Annotated in this window: 25 protein-coding genes; 14 read left to right on the forward strand and 11 right to left on the reverse strand. The window is 60.6% G+C overall.

Translation table 11 applies throughout. The features are described 5' to 3' along the window. The first annotated feature begins 56 nt into the window (after window positions 1-56). Window positions 57-1,466 carry a helix-turn-helix domain-containing protein gene (locus tag BW978_RS07315; protein WP_076393702.1) on the forward strand — a complete coding sequence of 470 codons (1,410 nt, stop codon included), beginning with the start codon at window positions 57-59 and terminating at the stop codon, window positions 1,464-1,466. Between the two features lie 102 nt (window positions 1,467-1,568). On the opposite strand, the gene BW978_RS07320 is transcribed toward BW978_RS07315, so the two are convergent. From BW978_RS07320 to BW978_RS07345, 6 genes are all read right to left on the reverse strand, one after another. Further along, window positions 1,569-2,696 carry a DUF4238 domain-containing protein gene (locus BW978_RS07320; protein ID WP_076393704.1) on the reverse strand — a complete coding sequence of 376 codons (1,128 nt, stop codon included), beginning with the start codon at window positions 2,694-2,696 and terminating at the stop codon, window positions 1,569-1,571. A 248-nt stretch (window positions 2,697-2,944) separates the two neighbouring features. Next, window positions 2,945-4,018: an enoyl-CoA hydratase/isomerase family protein gene (locus BW978_RS07325; RefSeq protein WP_076393706.1), complete on the reverse strand. Its 1,074-nt coding sequence runs from the start codon at window positions 4,016-4,018 to the stop codon at window positions 2,945-2,947. A 72-nt stretch (window positions 4,019-4,090) separates the two neighbouring features. Then, a complete protein-coding gene (locus BW978_RS07330) occupies window positions 4,091-5,047 on the reverse strand; it encodes a D-2-hydroxyacid dehydrogenase (protein WP_076393708.1) in 957 nt (318 codons plus the stop codon). A gap of 59 nt (window positions 5,048-5,106) precedes the next feature. After that, complete coding sequence (locus tag BW978_RS07335; protein ID WP_076393710.1) at window positions 5,107-5,733, reverse strand: glutathione S-transferase family protein; 627 nt, start codon at window positions 5,731-5,733, stop codon at window positions 5,107-5,109. Next, entirely contained in the window at window positions 5,733-6,404 is a 672-nt protein-coding gene (locus BW978_RS07340) for a Rieske (2Fe-2S) protein (RefSeq protein WP_076393712.1), read from the reverse strand. Before BW978_RS07340 ends, BW978_RS07335 begins: the two co-directional genes overlap by 1 nt. Beyond that, entirely contained in the window at window positions 6,401-6,709 is a 309-nt protein-coding gene (locus tag BW978_RS07345; RefSeq protein WP_244551915.1) for a hypothetical protein, read from the reverse strand. Before BW978_RS07345 ends, BW978_RS07340 begins: the two co-directional genes overlap by 4 nt. 89 nt (window positions 6,710-6,798) lie before the next feature. Between BW978_RS07345 and BW978_RS07350 the strand changes: the two genes are divergently transcribed. Continuing rightward, the gene (locus BW978_RS07350) at window positions 6,799-7,656 is read left to right on the forward strand and encodes an aromatic ring-hydroxylating oxygenase subunit alpha (RefSeq protein ID WP_076393714.1); all 858 of its coding nucleotides are present in this window, start codon (window positions 6,799-6,801) and stop codon (window positions 7,654-7,656) included. Window positions 7,657-7,722: 66 nt separating this feature from the next. Here BW978_RS07350 and BW978_RS07355 read toward each other — a convergent pair whose 3' ends face one another. After that, window positions 7,723-7,920 (reverse strand): CsbD family protein, encoded by a 198-nt coding sequence (locus BW978_RS07355; RefSeq protein ID WP_076393716.1) that lies wholly within the window; start codon window positions 7,918-7,920, stop codon window positions 7,723-7,725. Window positions 7,921-8,139: 219 nt separating this feature from the next. Here BW978_RS07355 and BW978_RS07360 point away from each other — a divergent pair, with 219 nt between their 5' ends. Both BW978_RS07360 and BW978_RS07365 read left to right on the forward strand, forming a co-directional pair. Then, on the forward strand, window positions 8,140-8,493 hold the full coding sequence (locus BW978_RS07360; protein ID WP_076393718.1) for an ElaB/YgaM/YqjD family protein: 354 nt from the start codon (window positions 8,140-8,142) through the stop codon (window positions 8,491-8,493). Between the two features lie 2 nt (window positions 8,494-8,495). Then, window positions 8,496-8,936, forward strand: a complete 441-nt coding sequence (locus BW978_RS07365) for a hypothetical protein (protein ID WP_076393720.1) — start codon at window positions 8,496-8,498, stop codon at window positions 8,934-8,936. A gap of 51 nt (window positions 8,937-8,987) precedes the next feature. Here BW978_RS07365 and BW978_RS07370 read toward each other — a convergent pair whose 3' ends face one another. Then, window positions 8,988-9,185, reverse strand: coding sequence for a NepR family anti-sigma factor (locus tag BW978_RS07370; RefSeq protein WP_076393722.1), 198 nt, complete (start codon window positions 9,183-9,185; stop codon window positions 8,988-8,990). Between the two features lie 152 nt (window positions 9,186-9,337). Between BW978_RS07370 and BW978_RS07375 the strand changes: the two genes are divergently transcribed. From BW978_RS07375 to BW978_RS07395, 5 genes are all read left to right on the forward strand, one after another. Next, on the forward strand, window positions 9,338-10,132 hold the full coding sequence (locus BW978_RS07375) for a response regulator (RefSeq protein ID WP_076393724.1): 795 nt from the start codon (window positions 9,338-9,340) through the stop codon (window positions 10,130-10,132). A gap of 87 nt (window positions 10,133-10,219) precedes the next feature. After that, on the forward strand, window positions 10,220-11,209 hold the full coding sequence (locus BW978_RS07380) for a sensor histidine kinase (protein ID WP_076393726.1): 990 nt from the start codon (window positions 10,220-10,222) through the stop codon (window positions 11,207-11,209). A gap of 45 nt (window positions 11,210-11,254) precedes the next feature. Continuing rightward, entirely contained in the window at window positions 11,255-12,316 is a 1,062-nt protein-coding gene (locus tag BW978_RS07385; protein ID WP_076393728.1) for a zinc-binding metallopeptidase family protein, read from the forward strand. Between the two features lie 88 nt (window positions 12,317-12,404). Further along, window positions 12,405-12,734 (forward strand): hypothetical protein, encoded by a 330-nt coding sequence (locus BW978_RS07390; protein ID WP_244551916.1) that lies wholly within the window; start codon window positions 12,405-12,407, stop codon window positions 12,732-12,734. A gap of 2 nt (window positions 12,735-12,736) precedes the next feature. Further along, a complete protein-coding gene (locus BW978_RS07395; protein ID WP_076393730.1) occupies window positions 12,737-12,928 on the forward strand; it encodes a hypothetical protein in 192 nt (63 codons plus the stop codon). Between the two features lie 76 nt (window positions 12,929-13,004). On the opposite strand, the gene BW978_RS07400 is transcribed toward BW978_RS07395, so the two are convergent. Continuing rightward, a complete protein-coding gene (locus tag BW978_RS07400; protein ID WP_076393732.1) occupies window positions 13,005-13,169 on the reverse strand; it encodes a DUF1328 domain-containing protein in 165 nt (54 codons plus the stop codon). Between the two features lie 219 nt (window positions 13,170-13,388). Between BW978_RS07400 and BW978_RS23750 the strand changes: the two genes are divergently transcribed. Then, window positions 13,389-13,550, forward strand: coding sequence for a NepR family anti-sigma factor (locus tag BW978_RS23750; protein ID WP_236759390.1), 162 nt, complete (start codon window positions 13,389-13,391; stop codon window positions 13,548-13,550). Next, entirely contained in the window at window positions 13,547-14,113 is a 567-nt protein-coding gene (locus tag BW978_RS07410) for an RNA polymerase sigma factor (RefSeq protein WP_006724650.1), read from the forward strand. Before BW978_RS23750 ends, BW978_RS07410 begins: the two co-directional genes overlap by 4 nt. Here the strand turns inward: BW978_RS07410 and BW978_RS07415 are convergent. After that, window positions 14,081-14,551 carry a response regulator gene (locus tag BW978_RS07415; RefSeq protein WP_139330386.1) on the reverse strand — a complete coding sequence of 157 codons (471 nt, stop codon included), beginning with the start codon at window positions 14,549-14,551 and terminating at the stop codon, window positions 14,081-14,083. The genes BW978_RS07410 and BW978_RS07415 overlap by 33 nt on opposite strands. A 50-nt stretch (window positions 14,552-14,601) precedes the next feature. Here BW978_RS07415 and BW978_RS07420 point away from each other — a divergent pair, with 50 nt between their 5' ends. Continuing rightward, on the forward strand, window positions 14,602-15,357 hold the full coding sequence (locus tag BW978_RS07420) for a Crp/Fnr family transcriptional regulator (RefSeq protein WP_083697530.1): 756 nt from the start codon (window positions 14,602-14,604) through the stop codon (window positions 15,355-15,357). A 68-nt stretch (window positions 15,358-15,425) separates the two neighbouring features. Here the strand turns inward: BW978_RS07420 and BW978_RS07425 are convergent, their stop codons facing one another. Then, window positions 15,426-15,590, reverse strand: a complete 165-nt coding sequence (locus BW978_RS07425) for a DUF1328 domain-containing protein (RefSeq protein WP_006724646.1) — start codon at window positions 15,588-15,590, stop codon at window positions 15,426-15,428. A 261-nt stretch (window positions 15,591-15,851) separates the two neighbouring features. Between BW978_RS07425 and BW978_RS07430 the strand changes: the two genes are divergently transcribed. Continuing rightward, window positions 15,852-17,423, forward strand: a complete 1,572-nt coding sequence (locus BW978_RS07430; protein ID WP_076394885.1) for a Re/Si-specific NAD(P)(+) transhydrogenase subunit alpha — start codon at window positions 15,852-15,854, stop codon at window positions 17,421-17,423. A gap of 21 nt (window positions 17,424-17,444) precedes the next feature. Further along, complete coding sequence (locus BW978_RS07435; RefSeq protein WP_076393739.1) at window positions 17,445-18,944, forward strand: NAD(P)(+) transhydrogenase (Re/Si-specific) subunit beta; 1,500 nt, start codon at window positions 17,445-17,447, stop codon at window positions 18,942-18,944. Window position 18,945 lies beyond the last annotated feature (1 nt).

The following is an 18,945-nucleotide window of genomic DNA, read 5'->3' on the forward strand; positions in this document are numbered from 1 at the left end:
AACAGGTGCATCTGTGGATTTATGAATTTGCAAAGTGAAAATTGCGAATTTGCGAAATGGCCATCGGGAAACTCTTCATCGGCCGCAAGGTCCGCGACATCCGCCAGGCGAACGGGGCCACCCAGGCGCAGTTTGCCGATATGGTCGGCATTTCCACCAGCTATCTCAACCAGATCGAAAACAACCAGCGCCCGGTCTCGGCCTCGGTGCTGCTGTCGCTGGCGGAAAAATTCGGCATCGATATCACCGAGTTGTCCTCCGGCCAGAACGACCGCCTGCTCTCGGCGCTGACGGAGGCGCTCTCTGATCCGCTGTTCGAGACCTATTCGCCGAGCCTGCAGGAGCTGAAGCTCGTCACCCAGAATGCGCCCGGTTTTGCCCATGCGCTGATTGCTGCGCACCAGGCATACAGGCGCGGCAACGAGCAGCTGGCGAGCCTCGACGACCGGCTGGGGGCGGCGCCCAGCCAGGAGGTGACGCCTTATGACGAGGTGCGCGACTTCTTCCATTTCGTCGACAATTACATCCACGATCTCGACCTTGCCGCCGAGCAACTGGCGACAGAGCTGAAGCTCGGGGAGGGGGAGAATTACGCAGCCCTTTCAGGCCATCTCGAAGCGCGGCATGGCGTTCGCGTGGTGCGTGGCGAGGCGGGCGACGAGGCGATCCGCCGGTTCGATCCGGTGGGGCGGATCCTGACCGTCAGCCGCTATGCCTCGGCCCCCACCCGCGATTTCCAGATTGCCATCCAGATCGCCCAGCTCACCGCTGCCACGAAGATCGATCAGGTGCTGAAACAGGCGAATTTCCGCAGCGAAGAGGCGGTCGAGATCTGTCGCATGGGACTGCACAACTATTTCGCCGGCGCGCTGATCTTGCCCTACCGCAGCTTCCTCACCGCCGCGCGGGATCTCCGCCACGACATCGAACTGCTCGCCGCCCGTTTCGAGGCCTCGCTCGAACAGGTCTGCCACCGTCTCTCGACGCTGCAGCGGCCGGGCCTCAAGGGCGTGCCGATCTTCTTTGCCCGCATCGACCGGGCCGGCAACATCACCAAGCGGCACAGTGCGGCGCGCCTGCAATTCGCCCGCTTCGGGGCGGCCTGTCCGCTGTGGAATGCGCATCAGGCCTTCGAAACGCCGGGCCGGATCATCCGCCAGACGGCGGAGACGCCCGATGGCGTGCGTTATCTCTGCATCGCGACGCAAGTCTCAAAAGGCTCCGCCGGCTTCCGCGCCGCCAATCCGCGCTATGCGCTCGCGCTCGGCTGCGAGATCTCCTATGCCGGCGCCTTCGTCTATGCCGACGACCTCGACCTCTCCAATCGCGGCGCCTTCGACCCCATCGGCATCTCCTGCCGCATCTGCGAGCGCGTCAAATGCACCAGCCGCGCCGTGCCACCGCTGAAGCGGAAGCTAGTGGTGGATCACCGGGTGAGGAACCCCATGCCGTATGAGATTGAGTGAGGGGTATAGCTGATGCGGAAAACGGGGTGCGGGCATTCATGCTTCGGAAGATGAACCGCCCATATTGTTCAGATCTGGTCCCGCTCATCCGGCAGGCCGGCGTTACAATCTCGGCTTTTTGCCGAGAATGATGGGGCGGTCGACTTTCTTGCGGTGTCTTCCTGGCACCACGACTCTCGGCCTTATATGACCGACACGGGTTCCCGTGTCGACGAAACGCGGCCGAAGTCGAAAGTTGAGCAGCCTTGTCCATCGCGACGGGTGGACTTGGAGAAAATTGAAGCTCGTGATCCACTCACCCCCAGGCCGGATCTCAAGGGCATCCATCGGCTCATAGTGCTCGACTTCGTTTTTGATGCCCGTGAGCCGGAAATATTGGATATGTACGAGCTCCGTGCGGCGGCGTTGCGTGAAACGTTCCATCTCCTCGCCGACCTGTGCCTCCGCCCTTGGGTCGCCGTAATAGATGTTATGCTTAGAGTTGAGAACCTGCATTTCGTTGAGTTCAGAAATAGCTTCTGCTTTATTCACAGAGATGACGTTTCCTTGTCGATCTGGCGCGTAGTATATGTCGCCATCGAAGGCGAGGAACGCCAGTCTCGGACTCAGTGGAAGGTAAAGTATCGCGCCTGCGCTAATCAGCCCTGAGGATTCTTCTCTAAGCCTTTGCAGGAAATATCGGTTGGTAAGAACAGCGGGATCGTCCGATGTTACAAGTTGTTTGCGTGTCCCGTTGACGATCAGGCAGGAGTCTAAATCAGTTACAGATGCCCTGCTGTTCAAAAAATGACCGATCGACATATCTACAGCCTGTCGGATTGGAAGCTCTTTCATTATGTCGAGTCTCCGGCCTTCCGATGCCGCAAGAATGTCCTCACGTTGCCGACGCACCAGCTCCGTGAGCCTTGTGACATGACCTCGGGTCCTGAACGTCTGAAGCAGAGCGAATTCCCGAAGCAGTGAAAGGTCGTCTATTGTTGCTGCGTGCGGATCGACAGCCAGTGATCGCAGCACGGTGGAATATCTGCCTTCCCAATGCTGGAGCGCGTGCTCAACCATTCCGTCCTCACCATAGAAGTAGTCACTTGCACACTGACCCTTAAGGGAAGCGCCGCGTATAAACTGGGAGCTGCTTAAATTATAGAGATTGATTGACCGCAGTTCATCGCCATGACCGAATGGTCTAAGATGGCATTTGGGAACGTAGTGCTGAAGCTTGTTATCGGCCATGCCAACAAGCTAGGCGTGTCTAAGCTAGGCTGCCATTGTCAAAAATGAGTATCCACTAAATTTGCTTGCTCCTCAAATGGCGTAATTCCGTAGATACCTCAGGCCCCTTGCGGGACAGGATCCGTTATTCGTTGCCTTCATGACGTTGCTGCAAACTGAGAAGCTGCGGGGTCGGCACAGATCGGCGCTTCGGTACACGAGCCATTTACCCGCCGTCAGTTGGTCACGAACCTTAGCCATCCCCGACCCTACCCAAACAACCGCTCATCCCGCGCCGCAAAGAAGGCCTCGACACTCTTCGGCGCCACATCCTCCAGCGTCGCCGGCGACCATTTCGGGTTCCTGTCCTTGTCGATGATTGCCGCCCGGATGCCTTCGTAGAAATCGGGCACTTTCACCACCTGGAGGGTGCCGCCGAATTCGCGTTCGAGGCAGGTTTCGAGGTCTTTCGAGCGACGGGCCTCGCGCAGCATGCGGAGCGTCACCTTCAGGCTGGTCGGCGACTTGGCGCGCATGGCGGTGAGGGTGCGCGTCGCGAGTTCGCTGCCTTCCTTTTCGAGCGCTGCAATGATCTCCTCGACCGTGTCGAAGGCGAAGCAGCGGTCGATCATGTCGCGGCCTTCGGAGAAGATGCCCTTCGGACCATCCACCGTGTAGTCGCGGATCGTCGAGGCGATCGACTGGGCTAGCGCAGGAGCGGGGAGGGCGGCGATCCGTTCCAAAAGTTCGGCCACCCGGTCCTGCGGGACATACCAGTCGGCAAAGCCTGCGGTGATGGCATCAGCGCCGTTGATGGCTTCGCCTGATAGCCCCATCCAGGTGCCGAGTTCACCTGATGCGCGGGAGAGCAGCCAGGTCGCGCCGATATCGGGGAAGAAGCCGATGCCGGTTTCGGGCATGGCGAGTTTCGTGGTTTCGGTGACGATGCGGTGGCTGCCATGGCTGGAGACGCCGACGCCACCACCCATGGTGATGCCGTCCATCACGACGATGTAAGGTTTCTTGAAGCCGGCGATGCGGGCGTTCAGGCGGTATTCGGCCTTGAGGAAGTGGGAGGCCTCGCCATCGCCGGCCTTGCCGCTTTCATAGAACATCCTGATGTCGCCGCCGGCGCAAAGCCCGCGCTCGCCCTCGCCGGTGACGAGCACGGCTGCGACTTGCGGGTCGGCCTCGAAGGCATCGAGCGCCTTGCCGAAGGCGAGGACCATGTCGTGAGAGAGACTGTTCAGCACACGTGGCCGATTGAGGGCGATCAGGCCGATTGCGCCCTTTTTCGCCGTCAGGATTTCCCCGCCCTGATAGTCCGCCTCCAGATAACGCATGCCTTCCTCCCTTGTCTTTTGAGAGAGTTAGATATGCGTCGCGGCCAAAGGGCAAGGGCTGCCTTGGTCGGATCAGGTCACGAGATTGCGCGGCTTGCCCAAGAGAAACAGCTCGATGTTCTCGATCAACTGGTCGGCCAGCGCCTGGACTGCCTCGCGGCTCGCCCAGGCGACATGCGGCGTGAGGATGACGTTTTCTCTGGTCGCGATCCGCATCATCGGGCTGTCGGCGGCGGGCGGTTCGCCGTCGGTCACGTCAAAGCCGGCGCCTGATATCTGGCCTGCAACAAGGGCCATTTCGAGTGCCAGTTCGTCAACGAGGCCGCCGCGGCCGGTGTTAATGAGCAGCGGGCGGCGCTCCATCAGGGCGAATTCTCTGATACCGATCACGCCGCGCGTTTCCGGCGTCAGCGGGCAGTGGAGGGTGATCACGTCGGCCCGTTTCAAGACCTCGTCGAAGGCTGTTTGCCCGGGCTTTAGCTCGGTTGCGCCGCGACGACCGGCGGCGAGCACCGTCATGCCGAAGGCTTCCGCAATCTTTCCGACCGACTGGCCAAGTGTCCCATGGCCGACGATGCCGAGCGTCGAGCCGCCGAGATCTGCGATGGGATAATCGAAATAGCAGAATTGCGCGGCCTGCTGCCAGCGTCCTTCGATCACCGACTGGCGATAGGGCAGGATCGAGCGACGCAGCGCCAGCATCAGGGCGAAGGTGTGTTCGGGCACCGTGTGTTTTGCGTAATTTCGGATGTTGCTGACGGCGATGCCACGCGCCTTAGCCTCTGCAAGGTCGATGATGTCTGTGCCGGTGGCGGAGACGGCGATCAACTTCAGCTTCGAGGCGCCGGTGAGCGCTTCGGCACGGACAGGGGCCTTGTTGGTGATCACCACATCTGCGTCGCGGATGCGTTCAGCCACTTCATGCGGGGCGGTGCGGGCATGGACCACCATCTCATGGGGCACGGAGGGCGCACGGACCACGGTTTCCGGCGACAGCGTGTCCCGGTCGAGAAAGACGATGCGGATCATGGCGGACCTCCCTGCGTTGCCATCGACCTAGCCGAGCGGCTTTCGGCCAGCAAGGCAGGTCAATGGTAATCCGGTACGCCGGGCATGGTGATGAAGCCCGGAAGCGCCCGGAAGCGGCGCAGCCAGCGGCGGAGCGCCGGGTATTCGTCGTGGTCGATGCCGCAGTCGCGCGAGAGCGCAAAGCTCGGCAGGAGTGCCAGATCGGCCAGTGACGGGGTGGCGCCGACGAACCAGTCCGAGCCTTCGATCTGCCGGAGCGTCATGTGGTCTTCCATGATGCGGAGGGCTTTTCGGGCTGCCTTCAAATCCGTCTCGCTGGCGCCCTCCGAGGTGAAGAGCGCGGCCTCGCGGGCGTCCACGGCGGGCTTCAGTTCGCGGCCGGAGAAACCCAGCCATTGCTGCACGCGGCCGAAGTCTGCTGCATCGGCTGGCAGCCAGAGGCTATCTGGCGCATGGGCACGGACGAGATAAGCGAGGATGGCGGCGGTGCCGAAAAGCTTGACGTCGCCGTCTTCGAGGATCGGCAACGTGCCGGTCGGGTTGAGCGCCAGCATATGCGGCTTTTCCTGTTCGCGGCCCGGTGCCTTGTCGACAGCAACCGTCTCGAAGGGGAGGCCAAGCATGGAGAGGAGAAGGCGAACGCGGAAGCCGTTTTCGTCGAGGTGGTAGTCGTAGAGCCTGATCATCACGCTGCCTCCATCGAGCGGGCTTCGAGGCGATTGCGGAGGTCCGTGGCCCAGAGGATCAGGTCGCGGCGGATGGCTGCGGAGGTGTTTCCGCTCACCGTGATGTGCAAGGCCGTCCGCCCGGCTTCGCGGGGTTGGGCTGCTATCAGGACGGTGGCGTCGTTCCCTTGCAAAGTCACCGTGCCAGTCTCGCTCGGGAGCGGCCTGTAACCCTCGGGTGGCGCTGCCGTCACCGCCAGCAGGGCCGCATTCGTCGGCAGATCGAGGAAGAGGCTGCGAACTGGTTCGGCCGTCTCGGGAAGCGTCGAGAGCTCAGTCGCATCCGCCCCTTCCGGCGCCATCCAGACGATGCCAGCGCGTTCGGCCGCGGCGAAGGTCGGGACCTTGATGGTCTGGGGCACTTCGAGATCGGGATGGGCCGGAATGTAGCGACACTGGCCGCCAGTGTCGTAGCGCCAGCCGTGATAGAGGCAGGCGATGTGGTCGCCGCGCACGAAGCCGAAGCTCATGCGCATGCCGCGATGCGGACAGCGGTCCTCCCAGACATGGATCGCGCCCTTGTCGTCACGCCAGACAACGCGCTCCTCGCCATTAACGAGCGTTCCGGCAGACGTGCCGGCTTCGATGTCGGCGGACAGGGCAACGGGGATCCAGGGAGAGGCTGATGTCATGATGCGGCCTTTGCGGGCAGGTCTTCGTCTGTTTGAAATCTTGATACGTCGAGCACGATGCTGTCATAGGGGCCAAGGCTGACCGCCATTTCGAAGGCGTCGATCAGGGCTTCCGGTCCCGACAGCGTCAGGCGACAGCGATTGTGGTCGCAGGCCGCAATCTTCAGCCCGAGCGACAGGCGGGCTGCGCGATGCTCGGCAAACGCAATGAAGCCCTGCGGCTCCAGCCTTCCGGAAAAGGTGAAGCCGACGGTCTTATGGTCGGCCTTCGCCGTCATCGGATGGGGATCAGTGTTGCCTTGCAATTGTGCGCGCTCTAATTTTTGGGCAATCTAGCGGGCGACGAGATGGGGGTTCAAGTGGTTTCTCCCGTGCTCCAGAGGAAAGACAGACTATGCAGAACGGTATCGACAAGGCGTCGCTCGATCAGTGGTATGTGCTCGATACCGAGGCGGTGATCCCCGTGGGTCGATCCGAGAACCGGCTGCTCGGGACGGATCTCACCGTCGTCAAACAGGCGGATGGGACGATAGAGGTCTTTGCCGAGGGGCGCGCCGCGCCGCTGCCGCTTCGCCATCGCTTCGGCTTTCTCTGGGCGACGCTGGGCCAGCCCGAACGCGAGATCTTTCCGCTGCCGGAGGCCGACGAGCCTGACCGTCGCTATGTGCCCTGCGGTGTTGTCACCGTGAAGGCATCGGGACTTCGCATCGTCGAGAACTTTCTCGATATGGCGCATTTCCCCTTCGTGCATACGGATGTTTTAGGCGCCGAACCGCATACGGAAGTGCAGAGCTACGATGTCGAGATCCGGCGCGAAGAAGACGAGGTCTGGGCGACGAACTGTACCTTCTTCCAGCCGCAGGCGGCCCTGTCTGCGTCTGACGGGATCACAACGCAATACATGTACCGGGTGATGACGCCGTTCACCACGATCCTCTACAAGACCTGTCCGAATGCGGCCAATCGCTGGGATGTCATTGGGCTCTTCGTGCAGCCACTCGATCCTGGCCGCTGCCGGGCGCATCCGATTATGTATCTGATCGACGATGTCTCGACAACGACGGAGCTCATCCATTTCCAGCAGATGATCTTCCTGCAGGACCGGATCATTCTGGAAAACCAGCGCCCGGTGCTTCTTCCGCTGGAGCCGCGCAAGGAGGTCCCGACGCGGGCGGATGCCTCGTCGATCGCCTATCGCCGCTGGCTGAAGGAAAAGGGCGTGACCTACGGCGCGACGACGACGGCTGCTTGACTTCAGGCAATAAAAAACCCGGAAGCGGCTGCTTCCGGGTCTGGGTATCTTCTAGACCTGACGGTCTTAGCCTCGGGTCATCCAGTCGTCGATCTCGCGGTCGGCTTCTTCCTGGGTCTTGCCATAGGCAGCCTGGATCTTGCCGGAGAGTTCCTTGCGCTTGCCGGCGATGACGTCGAGATCGTCACCCGTCAGTTTGCCCCACTGGGTCTGGGCCTTGCCCTTGAACTGCTCCCAGTTGCCTTCGATCTGATTCCAATTCATCGGATTTCTCCCGTGCTGGTGAAAGGTCGAGGTTCCGTGTCCTCGGCACTGAAAACGCCGGCTTGTTGCAGATGTTCCGTCCTCACCATCGAATGGCGGAGGTCTGAGAGTGACGTGTCCTCGGCTGGCGACAATATGTGAGGATCGGTGGAACACTCGCCCTCGCTCGGCGTTCTCTTGGCGAACCGCAATCGAATGAACGAGCGAAGGAGATCACCCATGGCCCAGATGCCGAGCGCCTCAAACAACAAGGTCGAGGATGCCGCGAACGATCTTGCCGACCGCATCGAAGCCAACGCCGGCACTGCCGGTGGCGCCACTGGAAGCGACGTGCAGGCCGATCTGGAAGCTCTTCGCCGGGATATCGCTGCGCTGACGCAGACGGTTGCCTCCTTCGGCAGTAGCAAGATCCGACAGGCCGGCGAGACCTCGCAGCAGTATGTCGACAGTGCCCGCGAGAGCATCGCAAACGTCGAGGACGAACTGGAAGCCTATGTGCATCAGCGCCCGTTCCAGTCACTCGCCATCGCAGCCGGCGTCGGCTACGTGCTCGCACTGCTCACGCGGCGCTGATCATGCTGCCACTCCTCAGACATCTGGGCATCGTCGCCTTTGGCAAGGTGCGGCCGACCGCCAACAAGGTCGGGCGCTCCGTGATGGCGGGTGCAATAGCCGGTGTGTTGGGGCTGACGACCTATGTCGCCCTGCTTCTGGCGCTCGGCTTCTATCTGACCAGCATCATCGGCCCGATTTATGCTGCCTTGGCCATCGCGGGCTTGACGGCGCTTTGCGCCATTATCGTCATCGTCGTGGTGCAGTCGATCAACCGTCGCGCCGAGCGGCGCATGGAAGCCCGTCAAAGGGCTGCCAGGGCACGGCTGCCTGATCCGATGACGCTGCAGTTGTTGGCCGGTGTGCCGGCGCTGATGAAGGGACGGTCCCTGCTGACCGCCGCGGCGATTGCAGCGGTCGCCTACGGGGTCGCCAAATCGCAAGGTGTCGGCGATCGCAATTGATGAGCGCTATTGACTGCAGGCTGGGCTTTTCGAAGCCCGGCCTTCGCTATGTCAGGGTTTCCTGGACTTGGCTTCCTCTTCCGCGACGTGAAGCCTCTCAAGCAGGTCGAGCAGATGTGAGGGAGTGCCTTCCTCGACGATGCTCTCATAGTATCCACGAAGGTTCGAAGCTATGAGTGCATTCGTGTTTTGCCGCTTTGCCTCGGACAGTTTCTTCGATTTGTTTCTATCCGGAGGGCCTTCAGCCATGTCTGTCCAAATCCGTCAGTTTGCCAAGCGAGAAGACAATTAACGTGATAAGCCCGAAGAGGCAAAAAAGTTCCAAAGACGATGGAACATTTTTTTCCGAGCCGCGTTTTCTGCCGAGTCCGCACCATTATCCATTTCGATTGGAGAACTGCATGTCCCTTACTGCCCGCGTCGCTGTCCATCTTCCTTACCTGCGGCGTTATGCACGCGCCGTCACCGGTTCGCAGACTTCCGGAGATGCCTATGTCGCAGCGGTCCTGGAAGCGCTGATCGCCGACATTTCCATCTTTCCCGACACCGGTGATGATCGTGTCGCTCTCTACAAGCTGTTCGTAACGATCTACGATTCGACCAAGGTTGAGCTTCCCCAGATCACCTCGCCCTTTGCCTGGGAAAAGCGGGCCGCCGCCAACCTTGCATCGGTGCCGACGCGCGCGCGGCACGCCTTCCTTCTGATCACGGTCGAAGGTTTCTCCACCTCCGAAGCGGCCAGTGTGCTGAGCGTCGGCGAAGCCGAATTCAACGCGCTCTTCAACGAGGCCTCGATGGAAATTTCCCGCCAGGTCGCGACCGACATCATGATCATCGAAGACGAACCTCTGATCGCGCTCGACATCGAGCAGATGGTCGAAGACCTCGGTCACCGTGTGACCGGCATCGCCCGTACCCATGCCGAAGCCGTCGATCTCTACAAGCGTACTAGCCCGAAAATGGTCCTCGCCGACATCCAGCTTGCGGACGGAAGCTCCGGCATCGATGCCGTGAACGACATCCTCAAGGTCGACACGATCCCGGTCATCTTTATCACGGCGTTCCCCGAACGCCTGCTGACCGGCGAACGTCCGGAGCCGGCCTTCCTGGTCACCAAGCCGTTCAACCCCGACATGGTCAAGGCTCTGATCAGTCAGGCGCTTTTCTTCAACGAGCGCGTGACCGAGCAGGCTTGATATAGCTCTTTTGGGGCATAGGTTAGAGCGAGGAATGGACCGGCAGACGGAGCCGGTCCCAGATGCCGATAATGGCGGAGCAGGCAATTGGTACATCGGTTGACATGGTTTGAACCTCAGCGCGGCGACGAACAGCTGCGGGAGTTCTTCATAACCGCGCTCATCGACATGGGCGCAAGCCTGAGCCTTCAGGATAGAGATGGTACCTATGTCTGCATCACCTCGCTGCCAGCCCGCTGGCGGCTGCCGGTGGGGGCGGTCCCATCCGACGACACGATCTTCGGACCGGAAATCGGGCAGAAGCTGACAGAGCTTAAGTCGGGCCTCCAGAAGGCGGGTGATCGCGCGGAACTGGAGATCGAGGCGGGTGACGATACCTTCTTCGAATTCCGCTGCCGGATGGTCGAAATGGCCGATCACGACGTACATCTGATCACCGTCGTCATCGATCGCACCGAAGACCGGCGTCGCGAAAGGCTGTTGCGTGCTCTGCTGCGCGAAGTCAGCCACCGGTCGAAGAACCTGCTCGCAATCATCCAGAGCATCGCGTCCCAGACGGCTCGGTACTCGGGGACGCTGGACATGTTCCTCGGCAAATTCCGGGGCCGGCTGCATGCCCTGTCCCAATCGCAAGACCTGATCACCGACTCCAGCTGGCGTGGGGCCTATTTCCGCGATCTCCTCAAACAGCAGGTCGATCGCTACGTTCAGGAGAACGCCGATCTAGTGCATGTTTCCGGCGACGACGTGCTTCTCACCCCAAATGCTTCGCTGCATATCGGGCTTGCTTTGCATGAGCTCGTGGTCAACGCCGTGAGCCACGGTGATTTCCTGCAGCGGCGGCAGCCGATCGAGGTCTCGTGCCGGAAGCTCGAAACCCCCACGGGTCCCGTGGTCGTGATCATCTGGTCCGAACCATTCACCGCGCGCGAAAACGAAGAAACCAAGGCGGCGCGCTTCGGCAGCACCGTGCTGGAGCGGGTCGTCCCGTCTTCAGTCAACGGCGAGGCGAATCACGAACTCACCAACGGACAGGTGCGATACGAACTGCGCTTTCCGCTCGAAATCTTCGACTGATCCTTTGGCGCCCCTGCGGGTGTCCTTTCACAGAAAGACACGCTGATGCGCCTGTTCAGTTGCAGCAACTGTTCTAACGTCGTGCATTTCGAAAACGACGGCTGCGTCACATGCGGCGCGCGTCTGGCCTTTCGTTCGACAAGTCTTGATATGGTGGCGCTGGATGTTTCCTGCACGCATGTGCTCAATCACGGCATCACGGAAACTGGGAGCTCTCAGCCTTGCGCCAATGCAGCCCTCGGTGGGTGCAACTGGCTCGTTGAAGATGAGGACGCCAGCGGCTTTTGCGTCGCCTGTCGGCACAATGTTACTATCCCGGATCTTTCGGTGCTGGAAAACCTCCAGAACTGGCAGCGGATTGAGCTCGCCAAACGGGGGCTCTTCTACTCAATTCTCAAGTTCAGGCTGCCGCTCGTCACACGCACGGCCGATCCCGAGCATGGTTTGGGTTTCGAATTCCTCGCGGATGATGCGACAGACAGCGGTGACGGGCCAGTGCTCACCGGTCACGCCGATGGCCTGATCACGCTCAACATTGCCGAGGGGTCCGACGCAGAACGGGAGGCCCGGCGCGTGGCGCTGGGAGAGCCCTTCCGCACCCTGCTTGGCCATTTCCGCCACGAGGTGGCACATTATTACTGGAATGTCCTCGTACGGGACAGGAATGCCTTTGAAGCTTTCCGGAGTGTGTTCGGCGACGAGCGGGCAGACTACGGTGAGGCTCTCAAACGCCATTATGCTGAGGGCCCTCCGCAGGGCTGGGAGAACAGCTTCATCTCCGCCTATGCGGCGAGCCATCCTTGGGAGGATTTCGCCGAGACCTTTGCCCATTACTTCCACATCGTCGACGCGCTCGATACGGCGGACGCGTTCGGGCTCAGAACCAATCCCGATGTCGAGGCCGATGTACCGGCGATCGAGCTGAAGCGCACGTTTGATAGCTACGGCATTGGCAGCGCAGGCGCCCTGATCCGCGCCTGGGTGCCGCTGACGCTGGCGATCAACAGCATCAATCGCAGCATGGGGCAGCCGGATCTCTATCCCTTTGTGCTGTCCGAGCCAGTGATTGGCAAACTGCACTACATTCATGGCCTGATCCGCTCGTAAACCCCGCATTATCGGGTATTTCACGCCCTTGTTCCCGGAACTGTCTTGCAGTCTTCGCGTTAACCTTCAGGTAACACGGAGAATGATCATGAACAGTATGGCTGCCCTGATGGTCATTGTGGCCTGCCATCCGCAAGACACCACGTGTCTGCAGGATCCGGTCGCTGTTATCTCCTATGATACGGACGAGGCTTGCTACGGTGCGCTGCCGAAAGAACTTAAGCGCGCCCGGGCCATGGCCGAAATTATCTATGGGGATTGTTTCCCCGTGAATGCTGATCTGGTGGCTGGTCGAAACATCCGTCAGACGATCGATCCCAACAAGCTCGCCGTGCTCGACGCACCTGTTTCAACCGCAGGCCCTGCCGAAGCGCAGGCCTTGGTGCCGCCCGTTCCTGCAGAACGTTATGGAGAATGATGATGAAGCCCGAAGTTTCGGCCAATCCGAATTCCGTGAATATCGACGCTCAGAACCGCCATGTCGCGCAGCAGGCTGGTCTCGATCAGGACCTCGAATCACAGGTGCCGCCCCGCTATGGTTCGTTCACCGTCACGACGCTCGGCGTCATTCTCGTCCTGCTATTCGCCGCTGTCGCCTGGATCCTGCTCTGAGCTTTGATCCGAATTTCTTCCATGAAAAAAGGCCGCTTCTTCGGAAGCGGCCTTTTTTGCTACGTCAGTTTCCCGGTTAAGCCTGACGGAAGAGCCGCATGGCGAGCGAAATGATGAAGAGAATGATGAAGATACCGAAGAGGATCTTGGCGATGCCAGCCGATGCGCCAGCAATGCCGCCGAAGCCGAGAACGCCAGCGATCAGGGCGACGACCAGAAATACGAGTGCGTAGTAAAGCATGTTGGGTTCTCCGTGTTTCGATGCCGGATGAACGTTGGCTACCGGGCTTTGTTCCATCCAGATCACGGTTTCGAGAGCAGTGGAGCGGTGAAATAAAATAATTGCATGTTCGGGAACCTTATGCGCCCTTTTGCGTTTTCAGGCGACACTGTTTCAAACCCGTTGGACCCAATGACAGAACATTCGAAGAAAGCGCCGGCTACGAACGGGCTGCCTGGAATGGCCGCCTTTCATCCCGGCGTGTCGGCGCAATTGCGCGAGTACTATCAATCGGTACAGGAAGAGGGGATCCCGGATCGGTTCCTCCAGCTTCTGGAGCAACTGGATGTGGCCGAGCGCCAAGCCAGTGAGTCCACTCGCATCAAGGACAATGCTCGATGACTGTTGGCGACAAGTCGACCGACCACTCCTTCAAGCGCGACCTCTTGGCAGCGCTGCCAAACCTTCGTGCCTTTGCCGTATCGCTGACCGGCCGACATCACGTCGCCGACGATCTTGTGCAGGACACGATCATGAAGGCTTGGGCGAAGCAGGATCATTTCGAGCCCGGCACCAACATGAAGGCTTGGCTCTTTACCATTCTGCGCAACGAATTCTATTCGCAGATGCGCAAGCGTGGTCGCGAGGTCTCCGACACCGACGGCATCTTCACGTCGCAGCTCTCCACCCATCCGCAGCAGTATGGTTCACTCGACCTGCAGGACTTCAAGCGTGCACTTGATCAGTTGCCGAGCGACCAGCGCGAGGCGATCATTCTCGTGGGCGCCTCCGGCTTCGCTTATGAAGAAGCCGCCGAAATCTGCGGTTGTGCCGTGGGCACCATCAAGAGCCGCATCAATCGGGCGCGCAACAAGCTTCAGGAGATCCTGGGTGTGAGCGGCGAGGGCGATTACGGCCCCGATGCGCACAGCTCAGCGGTCATCAAGAAGGCCTTTGCCGTCTGAGGGCCCGCGACCATGGGCAGCTTTCAAAACCGCCGCAGCCAGTTCATGGGCCTGCGGCGGCTTTGTGACCAGCGGATGAGCGGTGACGATGCTTGGGATGTCGTTGAAATGGCCGTAGGACGACAGAAAGACGGGCTTCGCGCCGGCTTTCATGATCAGATCGGTACGTTCGACATTCAAGGCCTCGTTCAAGGCCGCATCGATGATCACCACATCGAACGCGGTCGTCTGGACGGCTTCTGCCAGTCGGGCCAGTGGGGCGATGGTTACATCGCAAGGCAGATCGTCAAGAAGAATGCGCTCCACCTCCATGGCAATCAAATACTGGTTCTCGGCAACGAGAACGCGGAGCGGCGCAGTCATCATGGAATTTCCTTTTGTCAGGCGCGCGTTATCGGACGTGCCTTGACCAGCGTCATTTAAAAAAGACATGTCCAACCTGCATTGTTCCAAGTCGGAACAGCATGGCAGTCAAACGAGGTCATCCCGTGGCAATCGAACCGCGTCATTCTCCCGTTCGTGTCAGCTGTTTCGAATGTCCATTGCGGCAGATGAAACGGTTTCGTCCCTTCACTGAAGCGGAACTGGAGTTCGTCTCCACGTTCAAGCGTGGCGAACTCGTCGCCGACCCGGGAACGACCGTGCTCGTCGAAGGCGCACGCAGCGCCCATCTTTACACGGTGCTGTCGGGCTGGGGCTTCCGCTACAAGATCCTCGAAGACGGCCGACGACAGATCCTGAACTACATCGTGCCTGGCGACATGGTCGGCCTGCAGGGCGCTGTCATGGCCGAGATGCAGCATTCGGTCGAAGCCCTGACACCCATGACGCTCTGTGTCTTCGAAAGAAGTAGGCTGTTTTCCCTGTTCGAGCTTCATCCGGGGCTGAGCTTCGATCTCACCTGGCTTGCAGCGCGCGAAGAGTGCATTCTCGACGAACATCTGCTCAGCATCGGGCGCCGGTCTGCGCTGGAGAGAGCCTCCTACCTTCTGGCCTTCCTGTTCGATCGTGGCATGAATGCCGGCATCCTCGGCGACAACCACCGCCATATTCCGGTCACGCAGATGCATTTTGCCGACACGCTCGGGCTGTCGATCGTGCACACGAACAAGACCCTGAAGAAACTCGCCGATCGCGGGCTCATTCGCTGGCGCGAACGGGGCTGCGACATCGTCGACCCGGTTGGCCTCCAGGAGATTTCCGGCTGGACACCGGCCGAGCAACGGGTCAGGCCTTTCATCTGATCGCTGCATAGGAAAAGGCCCGCATCGCTAATAGCGTGCGGGCCCTTTCATGTCTGGGGGCACTCTCCTCAGGCGACGATGACGACGCCGGTGAAGAGCGCGATGATCATCACGACCAAGACGATGAAAATCAGGATCTTGGCGACGCCGGCCGAGGCGCCGGCCACGCCCCGGAAACCGAGCAGGCTTGCGACGGCGGCGATCAGAAGAAGGATGAGGATCCATTGCAGCATGTGGGTCTCCCTGATGCGTTGTTCCCTGGGGAAACAGGGCCAGCGGTCAATTGTTCCATCGGGTGTCGGCGGGAGCCGCTCGTGTGCGCTGCAACAAAAATCGGTTTAAGCGGATAAGCCCCATGACAAACCGTCATTTGTTCTCGGAGCTGGACTAGACAGGGGGCCTTAGTTCTGTTCGTGTCCGCGATCGGAGAGTCCTTCGACTTTGGGCGAAGGATAGTAGGTAGAACCCGTTCGAACGGAGTTTGGGAGATGGGATTGAAGATCGGATCGCCAAGGGAGATTTATGCCGGCGAGGCCCGCGTCGCGATGACGCCGGACAGCGCCACACAGTTGCAGAAGCTCGGCTATGAGTGCGTCATCGAAAGCGGTGCCGGCAAAGCCGCTGGCCTCTCGGACGATGCCTATCGCGCCGCCGGCGTGACGGTGGTCGAGACGGCTGCTGCACTTTATGAGACAGCTGACATCATCGCCAAGGTGCGTCCGCCGGAAACGGCTGAAGTCGATCGTCTCGGACCTGGCAAGACGCTGATCTCCTTCTTCTACCCGGCCCAGAACACGGCTCTGCTCGAGCAGGCGAAGGCCAAGGGCGCGACCGTTGTTGCCATGGACATGGTGCCGCGCATCAGCCGCGCTCAGAAAATGGACGCGCTGTCGTCGATGGCCAACATCGCTGGCTATCGCGCCGTGATCGAGGCCGGCAACAATTTCGGTCGCTTCTTCACCGGTCAGGTGACGGCGGCCGGCAAGGTGCCGCCGGCCAAGGTTCTGGTGATCGGTGCAGGCGTCGCCGGTCTGGCCGCCATCGGGACGGCAACCTCGCTTGGCGCGATCACCTATGCCTTCGACGTGCGTCCGGAAGTCGCCGAACAGATCGAGAGCATGGGCGCGCAGTTCGTCTATCTCGAATTTGAAGCGACGCAGGATGGGGCAGCGACTGGCGGTTATGCGGCCCCGTCGTCGCCGGAATTCCGTGAAAAGCAGCTTGCCAAGTTCCGCGAACTGGCGCCCGAGATCGATATCGTCATCACCACGGCGCTGATCCCGGGCCGGGATGCTCCGAAGCTCTGGCTGGCTGACATGGTCGCCGCAATGAAGCCCGGCTCCGTTGTCATCGACCTCGCGGCCGAACGCGGCGGCAATTGCGACCTTACCGTGCCGGATCAGAAGATCGTCTCCGACAATGGCGTGACCATCGTCGGATACACGGACTTCCCGAGCCGCATGGCCGCGCAGTCCTCGACGCTGTACTCGACCAACATCCGCCACATGATGACCGATCTGACGCCGGCCAAGGACGGCGTTGTCGCGCACAACATGGAAGACGATGTCATCCGGGGTGCCACGGTCACCAAGGACGGCGAGATTACCTATCCGCCGCCGCCGCCAAAGATCCAGGCGATCGCGGCTGCCAAGCCCAAGGAGAAGGTGAAGGAGCTCACGCCCGAGGAGAAGCGGGCGCAGGAAATCTTGGCCTTCAAGACCCAGACCCGCAATCAGGTGGCGATGCTTGCCGGCGGCGGTGCGCTGATCCTGCTAGCCGGTCTTTATGCACCAGCCAGCTTCATGAGCCATTTCATCGTCTTCGTGCTCGCCTGCTTCGTCGGCTTCCAGGTCATCTGGAATGTCAGCCATTCGCTGCACACGCCGCTGATGGCGATCACCAATGCCATCTCCTCGATCATCATTCTGGGTGCCCTGATGCAGATCGGGTCGGGCAATTTCCTGGTGATCATCCTCGGTGCGCTGTCGGTCCTGATGGCCGGCATCAACATCTTCGGCGGCTTCATGGTGACACGGCGCATGCTCGCCATGTTCCAGAAGTCTTGAGTTAGGGGAGGGGACACACACATGGAATACGGATTCACCACAGCGGCCTATGTCGTCGCAGCCGTTCTCTTCATCCTGTCGCTCGGCGGTCTCTCGGGACAGGAAAGCGCCAAGCGCGCCGTCTGGTACGGCATCGTCGGCATGGGGCTCGCGGTCGTTGCAACGCTTTATGGTCCTGGTGCTGGCAATTGGTTCGTCTCTGTCGTCATGATTGCCATTGGCGGCGGGATCGGCTGGGTCGTTGCCCAGCGCGTTCAGATGACCGAAATGCCGCAGCTTGTCGCTGCCATGCATTCGCTGGTCGGTCTGGCTGCCGTCTTCATCGGCTTCAATGCCGAAATCGAGATGTGGCGCATCGCCAGCACACTAGCCGACGCGGGGCTGACTGGCTGCGATCCGCTGAGCGCTGCGGTCTGTGCGGCCCAGGCCGGTCAGGCGACGCTGTTTGGCGATTTCGGCGGCTTCGCCCTGAAGATTGCCGAGAAGACCAGTGCCGAGATCGCTGTTCTGAAGATCGAGGTCTTCCTCGGCGTCTTCATCGGTGCCATCACCTTTACTGGCTCTGTGGTCGCTTATGGAAAGTTGGCGGGTAAGGTCAACACGACGGCCAAGCAGCTACCGGGCGGGCATATGCTGAATGCCGGTGCTGCCCTCGGTTCGCTGATCCTGCTGGTGCTCTATTTCAACGGCGCCGGCAGCTGGACGCTGATCCTGATGACGCTACTGGCGCTCTTCATCGGTTACCACCTGATCATGGGCATCGGCGGCGCCGACATGCCGGTCGTCGTCTCCATGCTGAACAGCTATTCCGGCTGGGCGGCGGCGGCCATCGGCTTCTCGCTGTCGAACGATCTCCTGATCGTCGTCGGCGCGCTGGTCGGTTCGTCCGGTGCGATCCTCTCCTACATCATGTGCAAGGCGATGAACCGCAGCTTCGTCTCGGTCATCCTCGGTGGCTTCGGCGGTACGACCGGACCGCAGATGGAAGTCGTGGGCGAGCAGATCGCGATCGACGGCGATGGTGTCGCCAATGCGCTGAATGATGCAGACAGCGTCATCATCATCCCGGGTTACGGCATGGCAGTCGCGCAGGCGCAGCAGTCGGTTTCGGAACTGACGCGCAAGCTGCGCGCCGCCGGCAAGACGGTGCGCTTCGCGATCCATCCGGTCGCCGGCCGCCTTCCGGGCCACATGAACGTGCTGCTCGCGGAAGCTAAGGTGCCTTACGACATCGTTCTCGAAATGGACGAGATCAACGAGGACTTCCCCGAGACCGACGTGGCGATCGTCATCGGCTCGAACGACATCGTCAATCCGGCCGCCCAGGAAGATCCCAACTCGCCGATCGCCGGCATGCCGGTTCTCGAAGTCTGGAAGGCCAAGCAGGTCTTCGTCTCCAAGCGCGGCCAGGGCACCGGCTATTCCGGCATCGAGAACCCGCTGTTCTACAAGGAGAATACGCGGATGTTCTATGGTGACGCGAAGAAGTCTATCGACAGCATCCTGCCGTTGATCAAGTAAG

It is taken from the genome of Rhizobium sp. RU33A (assembly GCF_900156055.1).
GTDB lineage: Bacteria > Pseudomonadota > Alphaproteobacteria > Rhizobiales > Rhizobiaceae > Allorhizobium.

What these genes read in the sequence shown, in the direction of transcription:
- BW978_RS07315 (WP_076393702.1), top strand. Translation starts at nt 57, where the DNA reads ATGGCCATCGGGAAACTCTTCATCGGCCGCAAGGTCCGCGACATCCGC.
- BW978_RS07320 (WP_076393704.1), bottom strand. Translation starts at nt 2,696, where the DNA reads ATGGCCGATAACAAGCTTCAGCACTACGTTCCCAAATGCCATCTTAGA.
- BW978_RS07325 (WP_076393706.1), bottom strand. Translation starts at nt 4,018, where the DNA reads ATGCGTTATCTGGAGGCGGACTATCAGGGCGGGGAAATCCTGACGGCG.
- BW978_RS07330 (WP_076393708.1), bottom strand. Translation starts at nt 5,047, where the DNA reads ATGATCCGCATCGTCTTTCTCGACCGGGACACGCTGTCGCCGGAAACC.
- BW978_RS07335 (WP_076393710.1), bottom strand. Translation starts at nt 5,733, where the DNA reads ATGATCAGGCTCTACGACTACCACCTCGACGAAAACGGCTTCCGCGTT.
- BW978_RS07340 (WP_076393712.1), bottom strand. Translation starts at nt 6,404, where the DNA reads ATGACATCAGCCTCTCCCTGGATCCCCGTTGCCCTGTCCGCCGACATC.
- BW978_RS07350 (WP_076393714.1), top strand. Translation starts at nt 6,799, where the DNA reads ATGCAGAACGGTATCGACAAGGCGTCGCTCGATCAGTGGTATGTGCTC.
- BW978_RS07355 (WP_076393716.1), bottom strand. Translation starts at nt 7,920, where the DNA reads ATGAATTGGAATCAGATCGAAGGCAACTGGGAGCAGTTCAAGGGCAAG.
- BW978_RS07360 (WP_076393718.1), top strand. Translation starts at nt 8,140, where the DNA reads ATGGCCCAGATGCCGAGCGCCTCAAACAACAAGGTCGAGGATGCCGCG.
- BW978_RS07365 (WP_076393720.1), top strand. Translation starts at nt 8,496, where the DNA reads ATGCTGCCACTCCTCAGACATCTGGGCATCGTCGCCTTTGGCAAGGTG.
- BW978_RS07370 (WP_076393722.1), bottom strand. Translation starts at nt 9,185, where the DNA reads ATGGCTGAAGGCCCTCCGGATAGAAACAAATCGAAGAAACTGTCCGAG.
- BW978_RS07375 (WP_076393724.1), top strand. Translation starts at nt 9,338, where the DNA reads ATGTCCCTTACTGCCCGCGTCGCTGTCCATCTTCCTTACCTGCGGCGT.
- BW978_RS07385 (WP_076393728.1), top strand. Translation starts at nt 11,255, where the DNA reads ATGCGCCTGTTCAGTTGCAGCAACTGTTCTAACGTCGTGCATTTCGAA.
- BW978_RS07390 (WP_244551916.1), top strand. Translation starts at nt 12,405, where the DNA reads ATGAACAGTATGGCTGCCCTGATGGTCATTGTGGCCTGCCATCCGCAA.
- BW978_RS07395 (WP_076393730.1), top strand. Translation starts at nt 12,737, where the DNA reads ATGAAGCCCGAAGTTTCGGCCAATCCGAATTCCGTGAATATCGACGCT.
- BW978_RS07400 (WP_076393732.1), bottom strand. Translation starts at nt 13,169, where the DNA reads ATGCTTTACTACGCACTCGTATTTCTGGTCGTCGCCCTGATCGCTGGC.
- BW978_RS23750 (WP_236759390.1), top strand. Translation starts at nt 13,389, where the DNA reads ATGGCCGCCTTTCATCCCGGCGTGTCGGCGCAATTGCGCGAGTACTAT.
- BW978_RS07410 (WP_006724650.1), top strand. Translation starts at nt 13,547, where the DNA reads ATGACTGTTGGCGACAAGTCGACCGACCACTCCTTCAAGCGCGACCTC.
- BW978_RS07425 (WP_006724646.1), bottom strand. Translation starts at nt 15,590, where the DNA reads ATGCTGCAATGGATCCTCATCCTTCTTCTGATCGCCGCCGTCGCAAGC.
- BW978_RS07435 (WP_076393739.1), top strand. Translation starts at nt 17,445, where the DNA reads ATGGAATACGGATTCACCACAGCGGCCTATGTCGTCGCAGCCGTTCTC.